This is a genomic window from Pedobacter cryoconitis (assembly GCF_014200605.1).
GTDB classification, from domain to species: Bacteria; Bacteroidota; Bacteroidia; order Sphingobacteriales; family Sphingobacteriaceae; genus Pedobacter; species Pedobacter cryoconitis_B.
This window is the reverse complement of sequence record NZ_JACHCE010000008.1, coordinates 13,862-27,305: the sequence shown is the minus strand read 5'-3', so window position 1 is coordinate 27,305 and position 13,444 is coordinate 13,862. Positions and strand designations below refer to the sequence as shown.

Genomic DNA, 13,444 nt, shown 5'->3' with positions numbered 1-13,444 from the left:
TAGTTATAAATTCAAGGAGGTAATCACTTTAAGTTATTCCCTCCTTAAACTATTTGGTGTAATTAGTACTATGTGGGTATTTCAGGGAAAATGGCCAGTGATTCCGTATTTCAACTGACACTTTATTTCGGTTTAAACTTTTGTTGAAATATACTATTAGATAATTGCTGAATATAATATTTTCCATCATCAGTACGCTTTATTTCTATGGTATCTTCAAAGCTGTCATACTGATTTTCATACCCATGAGCGGGAATACTTTGAACACTTAGAACGGTTTTTAGGGCTTATAGAACCCATTATTGAAGATTTAAAAGGAAAAAGTTTTATAAAACACATAAAAATCTAAGGATATAATTTGTGTTTTTTCTTTAAAATACTTTGGCTGGTCTTGCTTTGAACCGAAAACTTGACATTATCAAAAAAACAATTTCTGATCTCTATTCAACATATCAAAATTATTTAGTTATTTAAATAGAATAGTATTTTAAACGAAGTAGCTAGGTTAGAAGATTATTAGGGGACCACTCATTGGGCCTAAACTTAATTCAAAAACATTGATTCTCATTTACTGAGGCAATTTAAGCCGTATAACTTAAAACCACAAAATTTATTTTTGCAACGGTTATGTAAGAAGTCTTTTATTCTACACCAGCTTACTGTTGAAAAGCGCTTGGTAGTAAATTTCAATATCTTTTGCCGTATGTTCAAATTTTTCGCATACCCTCTTCAGTATGATCTGGTCGTTTTCACCAGCATTTCCAAACGGTTGATATCTTCAATAGCAGAATGAAGCTTGAGCTGGGGGAAAACTACTAATTTCACTAACTATTGATCAAAACTATATTTCACTTATTAGTATTGTAGATAAACTTATTGCGTATCCGGCAAATGATAAAGTTGGACAGCTATTTTTACTTCACGATTTCTATCCCCGTTTATATGAAACCTGAAGTTGAACCAATTTTCGTCTACGTTAGACACGAAACCCAAATGATTGGCGTGGTTACTTGTACTATCACGGACCTTTTTTAAAATTGCTGAAAAGTCTTTTTGTCTTGCGAAAATCACTACTGAAGCCTTGGTATCTCTCCACGTGAGGTAACCTAAAAGCTGATCAATAGTTGCGAGATAATTCTTCTCTCCACTCCAAAATTTACACTCTGCAATGAATACAACAGAACTGTCATATCGCAGTTGTATATCTGTTTTACCAGATTTATTAAAAGTTTCTCCACTCGCACTCCCAAACTCGAAGTTTGGATCGAGTGTCAATAAAATATGATCCCTTAAATCTTCTTCGCCCTTATATTTGTAGACACTCGGCATTCTTTCAAAGTTTTTGCCAACATCGTTGATAACTTTCAAAATCTTGTGATAGTTGTCATCATCTAATGTGGGTTCAGGTTTAAATCCTTGTTCGTAGACTATCGGTTTGACCACTATTTTTTCACGTAGTTCTGGTTTAGGAATAGCAAAAGTATTAGCTATGTGTTCTTTTTTTCTCAATGGTATCCCTAAAGAAGAAAGTAAGCTCTTCTTACTAAGAATTTTTCCCTTTCGTTCGTTGAAATAGTTTAGTATTTGGTCAGTTAGGGTGTTATTAAAACTCTCAATATCCACTTTCAAGATATTATAATTCGCATGCAGTCCATTGACCTCTCTTTCATACTTCTGTTTTATTTCCTCGGCATTGTTAGAAAAGTTAATAAACTCGGCTAAAATAGAATCGCCTTTAATTTCAAAATCCCCACTGCCACCAAAATAGATTACACTTGCAGGACGATATCGAAGCAAACTAATGTCACCTGAAACAGGGACAAAAAACTGGATTACTTCCTTCTTATAACTCTTACCCTCATAGAGATTGAAACTTCCTGGAAAGTATTCTGCTGGTATGTCTCCCTCATAGCTATCTGCACTTACCTCGTCAAAATGAAGAACTGGAGGCAATAGCTTATGTTTTGTTTCTAAATGTTTGACATAATCAGCTTCATTGACGTTGAGAATGTAATCTTCTCGTTCGCCATCTATTGTCGATTTGATGTTGTCATAAGCTTTTTGGAAAACTTCCGAAATTCTCCCTCCCCGAAATATGGTTGAAGTACGACGTCTATACATAATTATCTATTCAGCAATTCGATTAACTTCAAGCTTTCCAAGTTTTTTGATTTTCTTAATGTATGGTTCATAGTTTTTTGAATCAATATTGGGATTGCTACCATCACTGTAAAACCAAATTCTGGTAATCTTGCCATGCTCATCTCTGTCGGTACTATTTGGTCCGTCTGCCAATACAAGCAAGTGTTTCTCAGTTAAGCTGTTATAGTTTGACCCTATTTTTCGGATCTCTTCAAGTTTGGTCGGATTAAAAACTGAATGATCCTTCTTATGCCATCCAAGTGGCATGTACTCTCTATTAAACGCGTACCACCTAATTTCAGGATCACGAGCAATAGCATTAGGAAAATTTATGCGGAAAAAATCACTTAGAGCCATATAATTATTTTTGTATTTACAAATGTAACGATGTAGTCCTTCTGAAGCACATGTGCTGATAACTAATTACTTGAATATTATTGACCTCCATCACTAGATTCATTTGTGAAAATATTATGATCTGCTTTAAAACCTATCTTTTCCAAGTGTTGTAAATCCAGCTTCGAGAGTTTAGGGGTAGCAAGGACAAGAAAATGCTTTGGTCTGGAACATGCAACATATGCAAAACGGATATGTTCTTCTTCTGATTTTTCATTTCTTATCCAATGAGAAAAGTGTCCACCTCTACTTTGTTTATTTTTATGCGACACCAGCATCACAGCATCTAATGTCTCACCCTTTACACTATGTATAGTGGTTGTTCTAAAAACATTATGCCCCGATTTATCCTTAAATAAGTCATTAACAGGAATATCTCCAAGGTTTGCGGGGGCCTTAATTCTACTTTTAATATTATCAAAAGTGGTCTGACTATTATCGAAATAATGCCAATTAAGATTTAAAAATTGTTTTACAAGGCTACTCCAATTCTTCCAATTGACTCCGTCATTTTGCTCGCCGTAAGTATAAAGGTACTTCGAGGCGTTCAAAAATTCTTTTATTAGTAACCGCCAGCGGATAGAATCAAAAGACTGTGGACGATATTGATTTCTGATGTCAGCTCTTCCCAGATAGGCTACAGAAAAAATGAATTTGCCTGCATAAGTCAGCGCGTTCGTCAAATCAGTGGAACTTCGGTCTAATTTAAACCAACAATGTAAACTAACAGCAAATAATTCAATCTTACTAAATTTCCACAACTGATTTTGAATTCTAAGTAAATCGAGGGTTGTTTTCCCTCGTGCAAGGATAGCACAGTTTTTCGCTGGAATAGAGTATTGCTTCAACAAAGCAGCAAACTTGCTGGGCAAGTCAGTAAATGTAGTTTCATCATATTGCCATAAAACACATGTAATTGACGACTTCATTTCAATATTTGCGTAAATTTTTATCCCATCGTTCTTCAAAAAAGATGTTACGTTAACAATTTCTTGATTGCTTCTAAAGTTCTTTGTTAGATATAGCTTCTTAAATTTCTTTACATCAATATAACTTAAAAGATTTTCAGGGTTGACATAACGAAAATCATAAATCGCTTGGTGAATGTCGCCAACAAAATCTAGCTTTGATCCTTCTTGCATCAGTAGATCCAAGAATGAAATCTGACCGTCCGACAAATCTTGACACTCGTCAATAATGACTATAGGAAATCTTTGCGAAAGTCTTTTCCTCAAAAATGGATATTTGACTAACAACTTGTAGCAAAGAAATTCTGCATCTGCATACGTGGCAAACCCATCTTGAAAGAACTTGATTTTGTTCTTTATAAACACCGACTTCTGTTCTTCAGTCAATTTTTTTTCTATGAGGCTTTTGGCTAGGTCCGAATCTCCAACAATCGTTTCCCAATCCTTTATGAAATGATATTCAGTGGCAGCAATAGGAATACTTTTACCATTATGTTCTAATTTTATTTCATAATTATGCAAAAAATCCGCATTGCTGTCTTGATCAGTTATTCGAACGCTTTTATCTCCATCCTGACCTTTGTAGGCGGTAAGATAATGACAAAATGGGTGAAGAATAAAATTATGCAACCAGCTGTCAAAAGTTCCAACAAAATGTGGATGAGTCCCAAGACTGAGATCAGCATATTTCCTGATGCGGGTACTGAGTTCTTTTGCAGCACTATTTGTAAAAGTTAAAATAGCCAACCCACCCAGTGAATGCTGCCAAGACAAAATTTGATAAGATGCTTTAAGTCCGATCACCTCTGTTTTACCACTTCCTGGGCATGCTTGCAGAAAGGTATTTTCACCAATAGCTTGATTGATATAAAATAATTGTTCTCCACTCAGCTTAATCATCGATGATAAATCACAACGAATTAGTTTGTAGAGCTTATAACAGATTTTAAGTCTCTTTTTATTTGTCATTAATCGACTAACCATTTGATCGCTTTTTTAATGTATAACGGAACTTGGAATTCAGTCTGGCTTTTAACTAGATATTGGGTTAGAGCTTGAGCAAAAACTCCCTTATCAATTCTGTTGAGTAACCAAAAAGCAGCATCGGCCTTTTCCTCAGGCGTTGCCGCTTCCCAATCATTATCAATATAAGTTTGAAGTTGGGATTTTATCGTTCCGTCAGTTTCCATCAATTTTAATTGTACATCACACATTAAAGATAGATTGGTGCCCTCGAGAGCCAAGTCATATTCAAAAGTTTTAAGATTGGTAAAGAGCCTGCAATTAATGGAATTGTCTTCTAATTCCTGAACTAAATATAACTGATGGTTTTTTCCGATCAGTGGACTAGATTGAGTTGGCCTTCCTTCTTTGTCCGGATCGTTATCAGTAAGGCCTGCACATCTAACGGGAATTCCACTGCAACCTGCAAAAACATCTTCAGATTTGCGGTGATAGCCTTTAAACAAAGCCATAAAATGATTAAAATATAACCCGTTTAAATTTATAATAGAAATACCGTAATCGTCAAGGGTATCACAATAGTGCTTCTCAGGGTTTTCAGCCATGAGTTCTCTTAATACAGTTTTCGACAACTGCTTAATAAGCATGGCCTCAGCAATGCCCTCGACTAATAGCACGCCTTTTGCAAACAGCAGCGTTGATTTTGTTATATCAAGCCATCTTTCTAAAAAATCTTTGGTGGGGCTAGGTAAACAACATTCTTCTACAGCTGTAAATATGGGCATTGAGCTATCTTTTGTGGCAGATAATACTTTTATTGCATTTAAATCTACGCTTGAGGCAAGAGTCGTCGAATGGGTGGTGACAATTATCTGGATTTTATTTTCAATTGACCGTTGTTGTAAATAGTGCATCAATCGGATTTGCAATTGTGGATGAAGATGTGCTTCAGGTTCCTCAATCAATAATATTTTATGAAATGTATCTGTCGTTTCCGTTCCATCAAATTCGGCAAGAATTGTGGCTAAATAAAGAATGTTATTAAACCCGAGACTATTTTCACTAAGTTCTCGAAACATATCAACAGAATTAGTTGACCCTGCTCCGGGAATGACAGGATAAAAAAGTAGCCTTATTCTTTCAACGATACGGTCGAAATTGATCTCTGTAAATTGTAACGAAGCATCTTGGCCAAAAACAGGTCCAACAGCCTTTAAAATGTTGTCTTTTATATAAGAGTTAGCTATTTGAATAGAGCTATCATTTAAAAGGTCTTTGTTTAACATGGCGAACTTCTTCTCTAGCGGGTGCATTTCATCGCTTTCATCCTGAATACGCAAGTTCTTCAAGAGTCGAGAAAGACGTGACCCTTTGTATGCTTTCAATTTGTCCTCTGCATCTCTTAAAGGGGGAAGATAGATGCAGTTTATCCTATTGAGTAACTCCCATTCAAATAATCCACTTTCAGATTCGTTGCCCCATATTTTTCTTTTAAACCTGCCACGATTATCCTCTTTATTCTCAATTGCTAAACTTAGGATCGCCTTTTTGGGATCATTTAAGTTTAACCATGGAAGATAAACTACCTGTTCATCATCATTCAAATTATCGAATTCACATGCTATTGAAATTCTTGGAGCTCCCTTCGTTTTCGTTGAAAGATGAAGAGGTTTGTGAAAATCTGATGCGGTTATGCCACCTCTACCATACTCGTCTTCTGATAGAATAAGTCTTAGCGCATCAATTATGGTGCTTTTACCTGTTGCATTCTCTCCAACGAGAATATTTAACCCATTGTTCAATTTAACAGTAAATTCGCCACTGAAAGCTTTGTAGCCCTTGATTTTTAGTGTTTTAAGATGCATGAAAGCGTATTTTTACTAAGGTACTAAGTTTAACCTAGAATAAATTATTCAGAAACATGCAAATCTGTATATTAGTTAATTAAAAATTAATTCTAAAACTCTCTTTTATTCTAATCTATATGGGTAGAATATTCTACACAGCATCTAGCTACACAGCGCCATATGATAATATCAACCAGTTGGTTGAAACACCTTTGATATGCAGCAAATTGGATCTCTATAGGTGTATTATGACAGTAGGCAATCCGAGTTACATCACCAAGATAGACATCCGGAATTACGGCCTTTGGAGGGCCTTATCAAATTCTATTATCCAAAAGTGTTTGATAGTCTTCACAAATATCCAATCTGGAGAAGACCTGAATCTACATCCAATTTACAATGATTATGTAAGTGATCAAAAAAGGATAGTCAGCTACAATCTTGGTATGGCGGTGGCGAAATATTACGCGGAAAAATTGTTGTCGATCCCGAACTTAATTCATGTTGAATCTTTGAAAAAACAAGGCGCGATTACATTCGTTGATACAACTTCAAAGCTTGAGCCAGATCTGGTTGGTGTGTCTGAAAATGGAGAATGGCATGTATTTGAAGCAAAAGGTACTACCGCTAAACACCTGAATAGTAAAATCAAAGAGGCAAAGGATCAAGGGGGAAATGTCGATACCATACATGGACTGGTCCCGTCGACAATAACCGCCTGTGCCACATCTTTTGGGAAAGATCGAATATTCTCCAAAATTGTCGATCCGCCTTCACAGAAAGGTGTAAAAAAAATTGTTATTGATCCTGAGAAATTTTATGAAACCTATTATTCACCGTATTTTGCGCTTGAGGAGTTCAACAGCCCGAGAGGCAAAACATCTAGATTAAGGGGTGAGGATTTTAGAATGCTAAATCTAAAGGCTAACAATTTGGATATTGAAGTTGGGCTGGATGTGGAAATCTATGAGTTGTTGGTTGATAGGAAATTCGATGATATCGAACAATTCTACATTCGTAACCAGTCGTCCGTTATTGACAGACAAATCGACTCTGAAAACAATAGGATTTCAAGAGGATTAGATGGTTTCATCGTACAATATGGCGGTTAAATTATAAGTGCATTTCAAATATAATTGCAAAATGCCTTCAGCAGAAATCAACTTGCTTTGACGCTCTGGCTTATTATAAATCTGTTCATATCCCTTTGCCCTTTGTAGTATAGGATTAAATCTTGATTCATATTAGATTTAAAGTTATTAACACCTTGAGAGTAAAAAAAATCAAAAAAATTCTCGTAAAAGCGAGTTGAGGCATAGGGCCTCAAATAACGCCGGAAACGATTTTATATTAACTTAGCATTATGCCTGACGTGAATATTTCCTTAATATTATTAATTTTCATCTGGATCATTGCAATCCGTTATGTAAGGAAGCTCTATAACTCCACATTTATGCTCAGCTTCTTCTTTGAAAACTCTCCCTTACAGAATAAAGAATAAATTTCTATAAAATTGACTTAAATTACTTTCTCAAAAAGACAACCCCACATTAATACAACATTAACGCATCAAATGACCACTTATCCACCTCCTATAAGATCCCTAAACAATCAGCTCCCTTTAGCGATCATGCCCTGGGAACAATTCGAATTGTTGTGCTTGGATATGGTAGTTGAAATAGACAACTATCCAATCGCCCACACCCATGTCTTTGGAATACGAGGCCAAGACCAAAGTGGAATAGATATATATGCAGGAAAACCGGATGTAGGTTATAGCACCTACCAGTGTAAGCGCGTACAAGTTCTGAATCCCGCTGACCTTCGAAAAATTGTACAACTATTCATAACCGGCAATTGGTCGGGTAAAAGTAATCGATTTGTACTTTGTACCACCACTGAAATCAGCAGTACTCAGCTACTCGAGGAATTCGAAGAACACAAAAATGACCTTCTAAATCTTGGCATTGAATTCGATAAATGGGACGCCAACTTCATCAACCGAAGTCTGAAGGCTCACCCGAGAATTGTTTATAACCATTTCGGGGAGGCTTGGTGTAAAGCGCACTGTGGGGATGCCCTTTATGAAAAAGAAATTGGGGGCAAAGCAAGGAAAATAACGGAAATAATGGAACATTTCGGCGTCTCTTCGATAACATTAAATAAAATAGCAGGAGTTTTTGGAAATAGCAGGCACCACATTGTAAGAGAAGAAACCCGGCTTCTTCAGGCTTGGTTGGAAAAGCCTCTTGCAAACGAAAAAAAGGGGCTTGCAGTACTAGAAGGCGGTGCTGGACTCGGTAAAACCATTATACTGAAGGACCTTTTTTCAAACCTAAGCGAAAATGGTATTCCGGTGCTGGCCATAAAATCCGATCTGATAAAAGCCCCCACTTTAAGCGCCCTGGAAGAACGATTGTTTGGAAGGACTGACCTTGGTATAATAGACAGCGTAAAAGCCCTGCTGATCCAGTATCCACAAGTGGTAATTCTAATCGACCAATTGGATGCCCTATCCTTTACCCATTCGGTAAGCAAAGACTTCATCATCACCTATACCCAACTGATTTACCAGTTGCTGGCCGTACCAGGCACACGTATCATATTTTCAGCAAGGACCTTTGATCTGGACTACGATTCAGAACTTAAAGCCTTTAAAGACGAACAATATTACAAGATCAAAGCCAGTACTCTCACTGCGGATCAGGTGAAAATCGTACTATCGGAAATAAGTGTTCATCATCCCAGCCCACAGCTGGTTGAACTCCTAAGGATCCCCAACCATCTGAACATGTTCTGTATGTTGGATCATAAAGCCAGGCATGCCGCCCTGTTGATCAATAGTCAGAAAAAGCTGTTTGACGCGCTCTGGAAATCGATCATGTCAAAATGCCCGGACAAAAGGAAACTAAAGGACCTGTTTTTTGCTATAGCCAAAAAGCTGAGTGAGCATGGTCTTCCCATAGTTCCCGATAACTACGGAGATAACTATGAAGCGGAACTTGCATTTGCCAAAAGTAACCAGATTATCATTGAAGACCCCAACGGACTGAGTTTTTTTCATCAGACCTTTTATGAATATACATTTGCGCTTCAGTTTGTAGAATCAGGGCAGGACCTCATTGCCTTTATTTTCCAGGAACATCAAGGCATTGCTGTGCGACCGGTCGTAAAGATGGTAACCGACTATCTTCGCGAAATTGACAATACAGCTTATATAAAAACATTTGCAGAGCTGATCTCCAGAAAAGATACCAGGTTTCATTTAAAAGTACTACTCATTTCCGGCTTTGCCCGCATCCAGCTACCCACTGCCAAAGAGTACCAACTTTTTAAAGAAGTTATACTGACGGAAAAAAGAAATGCAGAACTGTTTTTCGGATCGTTGAAATCTAATGGCTGGTATACACGCTTTCTGGTTACTGACGACCTTAAAAATCTGTACACTGAAGGAATTGTAAATGCGGAGTATCAATACCAGGTCAATTGGGTACTGGCAGCATTAAGCACTCACTTTAGTGACAACCTGGAACAAAGTATTACCTTCTTCAAGCAGCTGGAAAACAGCGGTCCACTTACCGAATCAATTGATTGGGTACTTAGCAGCCTAGACGATTGGAGAAACCCTGCTTTATTGGTCCTGTTTGATGAATACATCATATACAGCAAGACTACGGAAACTATTAATTATTATTACCTCGAGGTTTTAAAAAAAATACTGCTCCACCATCCAGAATTCGTATTTCATCGGGTGGTGCCAGTACTTAAGCAAGAACTGGCAGAAGCCGAACAGTCCGGCTCAGATTATTATCTGCAAGATGTTTTGACCTTACTTTATGACCAGCACCCAGACAAAACGTTTGAACTGATATTTGTTGAGTTCATGGAAATCATGGAGAATACTAAAGAACAGGTATTTGAACGGGAATACGATTTCCCGTTTTTCAACACGCTATTTCAAAATAACTACAGGACGCATCATCATCTGGATAGCATGCACACCAAGATATTTGAAATCTGTGAAGCGCACCTAATTGCGCGGGTTGGCAGCTCATGGTTTAACGAATTTTTCTCTCAGCATCTCCAAACTCCTTTTATCGCATTTATCGGTCTGTTCATTAAAGTTCTTACGGCCAGTCCAGATCCTGAAAAAGCAGTAGAACTTCTGAAAATCCTTAAAGAAAAAAACTTCCTGATGGAATATGATAGTGATATTCAGGAAGAACTCAGGGTTATGCTTGGCAAGAACTTCGCATTGATGTCGGCAAAGACCCAACAAATCACTACAGAAATCTTATTGTCGATCTTTAATTACAAGCCCTACCGCCTTACTTCAGATTGGCGCAGTGAAGAAAAACAAAAACCAGAATATGCCGGATGGCGACAATTCAAGTATCTTAAAGCACTCCCTTATGAACATGTGATGGTCGTTCCTGACCTAAAAAGAAGGGTTGGAGAATGGCAAAGATTATTCAATGTCATAAGAGCTATAAAGAAATGGGATCCTGTAAGCGAGACAGGCAAACAAAATCCGCTTACAAAACCCGCCTTTGATAAATTGAGTCTGGGAAACTGGGAGCGAATCATGTTCACCTATCATCCAAAAAACTCTGACAAGGCAGAACATCACCGGGACTTCCTGGATATGGTCAGCCAAATAGAAGATGCATTTGAAATGGCTGTCAGCCTGGAATCAGTCCGCTTTTATCCCTTCGTCAAAGACATGTTTAACCAGCAGGAGCATTACAGTTCATATCTTAAAGCTGGCCTCAGGGGACTGATAAAGGCAAAATATGATCCTCTGAAAATAAGGCCCATATATGAAGCCTACATAAGCGCCTGCCAAACAGTTTACGATCATGCTAACTGTCTTTACCTTTTTGACTATTTCTCGGGCTCCGGAACTGTCAATCAGGTACTCTTCGATTACGTAAAGCAGACGGCAATCGATCATCTGCACATTGAAGATCTCAGGCCAAAGCAGGTTGGAAGCAAAGAAAACACACTGCAGATCGGTTCCAGAGCAGTTACAGCTGTTATGTACTGTTTCAAACATGATGCTTTCTTTGAAGAAATTTTTGAGTTCGCAAACTGGATTTGTTTAGGTGAGGACGACGAACTTAAGATTGCCCTAATGGGAAAATTCAAGAACATTTGGGCTATGGACCGAAAGCGTGCTTTCAGTAATTTCCAGCTGCTTACAACAGATGGCAGCAACCAAATGATCATTGGATCCCTGTCCAATGCACTATTCATTAAAGATTATTACCTGGATCAGATGCACTCCTATTTTGCGCACATCATGGCCACACCTGAACTGATCACTGAAGCAAGTATCAATATATTTATCAATGGTTATTATCAGGATCAAAAAAACCTTCAACCCTATCTTGAGAAACTACTGAGGCCGGACAGCCTGGTTCTTGGACGCTGTGTTCAGGTTGCTGAACAATATCTGCTCGCCGATAAGGTGAAAGGCCTTGCACTGTACAGCAGAATTGCTGGCTATGATTCGGAAAACATGTCGCGTGAACTTTCGGCCATGATACTGCGTAAATTTAAACTGATGTCTTTTGAGACAGTCCTACCATTTCTGAGAGTATACAATCAATCCGTTTCCGCCCAGCGCGATCCGGGCTACTATTTCCAGTACCTTCTCAGTCAGGTCAGGGAACATCCTTATGAATGTCTAGAACTGCTGAGCGCATTCAATTTCGGAGAAGCGTTGCAGCGCAGGTCATTTATGGAGAAACTACCTATTCAGTTGGTGTTGGCAATCTATACCAATCTTAGCGCTAAACAAGCAGGAAGAAACTATTTGGAAAAACTAATGGATGTGTTTGACACAATATTGTTATCAGAGGCCATGAGAAGTAAGGCAGATACAATTATAGAAACAATGGACAATTAGGTATACAAAATAAGAATCAATGGAAGAGCAACAAATAGATTTTGGATTTTGGTTTTACTACAATTTTGAAGAAAGAACACTGGGTAATGTTGAAGAATTTTTTCGCCATCTTGAATTTAAAATAAGTGCCTACGAGCGCCAGGTCAGTATGACAGCCTCATTATATGAAACTGAACAGAAGACTGCAAAGAAAAAAAATGATGACGATTACAATGCCGCTATGGAGGCTGCTGAAATCCGGTATCATGAGCTGTATAATGAAATTATAGGTTCAGATCATGAACGCAGTCAATATGCTTCACATTACTCCGGAATCGATCAGATCGAGGGCCAGCACCAGGAAAGTGATGAACCACTGTCTGAATTCTTTCAGGACATGAAGGACAGCTACTATAAATCTTCAGTGATGATGCTGTACTCGCTGCTAGAATCCGAGCTAAAAACCCTCTGTGGGCTGCTGCAAAATGAAAAAAGCATCCAGCTAGGTTTGGAAGATTTTGGGAGCAGAGACTATATGGCCGTTTCCATCAAATACTTAAAGCTGGTGGTACTGTTGGAGATGATTGAGATAGATCCCTTCGAAAACATCCTTGGAGACCTTCAAAATTTAAGAAACCGTTTAGTACACGATCAGGGTCTGGTGTCGGAATCCAAATTGGCGGGAATTAAAAAGATCGTAGAATCCAGCGGACGTGCGATTGAACTGGTACCTCAGCGCGAGTTCTGGGCGATCAAGATTTATAAGCCGGATTTTCTGTTATCCAATTATACGAACATGCGCCTGTTCTTCCAGGAACTTTTCTGGCTGATTGACAAGCAAAATAACTACAACCTGCTCAGTCAGCAATTGACTCACATGTTTGGTTTTGTAAATCCTAACGTGTCACTGAGTAACCTGACTGTAAGCAATTCTCCTCAGGGAGTAAAAATTAACTCAAGAAAAAAGTATATCCAAACGGAACTCAACTTCCCTGAAACTCCCGGATCAAAGGCATTGAACGTGTCCATCATATTTGGTCAAGGGCCTGGAAACAAAATCAAATTTACCTTTAAAGATGGCCTCCACCTGAGAGAAGATCTAAAAAGATTAAAGAAAAACCTCGAAACATCTCCCGAAGTGATTCTGAACAATGTGCTGAAAGGCTTTTACATGAACGAAGGTAGAAGACTTGAAATCAAATTCTCGAAGGAATAGACGCACAGTACCCTAATATGCC

At 38.0% G+C, this 13,444-nt stretch carries 7 protein-coding genes; 3 read left to right on the top strand and 4 right to left on the bottom strand.

What is annotated here, in order from left to right; all coding sequences use genetic code 11:
• Nucleotides 1-873: 873 nt before the first annotated feature.
• The 4 genes from HDE68_RS20475 to HDE68_RS20460 form a co-directional block, all read right to left on the bottom strand.
• Nucleotides 874-2,121, bottom strand: a complete 1,248-nt coding sequence (locus tag HDE68_RS20475) for a hypothetical protein (RefSeq protein WP_183884108.1) — start codon at nucleotides 2,119-2,121, stop codon at nucleotides 874-876.
• A 6-nt stretch (nucleotides 2,122-2,127) separates the two neighbouring features.
• Nucleotides 2,128-2,499 (bottom strand): hypothetical protein, encoded by a 372-nt coding sequence (locus HDE68_RS20470; protein WP_183884107.1) that lies wholly within the window; start codon nucleotides 2,497-2,499, stop codon nucleotides 2,128-2,130.
• A 77-nt stretch (nucleotides 2,500-2,576) separates the two neighbouring features.
• Nucleotides 2,577-4,475: an ATP-dependent helicase gene (locus HDE68_RS20465; protein ID WP_183884106.1), complete on the bottom strand. Its 1,899-nt coding sequence runs from the start codon at nucleotides 4,473-4,475 to the stop codon at nucleotides 2,577-2,579.
• A complete protein-coding gene (locus HDE68_RS20460) occupies nucleotides 4,475-6,334 on the bottom strand; it encodes an ATP-dependent nuclease (RefSeq protein ID WP_183884105.1) in 1,860 nt (619 codons plus the stop codon). Before HDE68_RS20460 ends, HDE68_RS20465 begins: the two co-directional genes overlap by 1 nt.
• A 119-nt stretch (nucleotides 6,335-6,453) precedes the next feature.
• Here HDE68_RS20460 and HDE68_RS20455 point away from each other — a divergent pair, with 119 nt between their 5' ends.
• The 3 genes from HDE68_RS20455 (at nucleotide 6,454) to HDE68_RS20445 (ending at nucleotide 13,422) form a co-directional block, all read left to right on the top strand.
• A complete protein-coding gene (locus tag HDE68_RS20455; RefSeq protein ID WP_183884104.1) occupies nucleotides 6,454-7,428 on the top strand; it encodes a hypothetical protein in 975 nt (324 codons plus the stop codon).
• A 461-nt stretch (nucleotides 7,429-7,889) separates the two neighbouring features.
• On the top strand, nucleotides 7,890-12,227 hold the full coding sequence (locus HDE68_RS20450; RefSeq protein WP_183884103.1) for an NACHT domain-containing protein: 4,338 nt from the start codon (nucleotides 7,890-7,892) through the stop codon (nucleotides 12,225-12,227).
• A 19-nt stretch (nucleotides 12,228-12,246) separates the two neighbouring features.
• Nucleotides 12,247-13,422, top strand: coding sequence for a hypothetical protein (locus HDE68_RS20445; protein WP_183884102.1), 1,176 nt, complete (start codon nucleotides 12,247-12,249; stop codon nucleotides 13,420-13,422).
• Nucleotides 13,423-13,444: the final 22 nt, after the last annotated feature.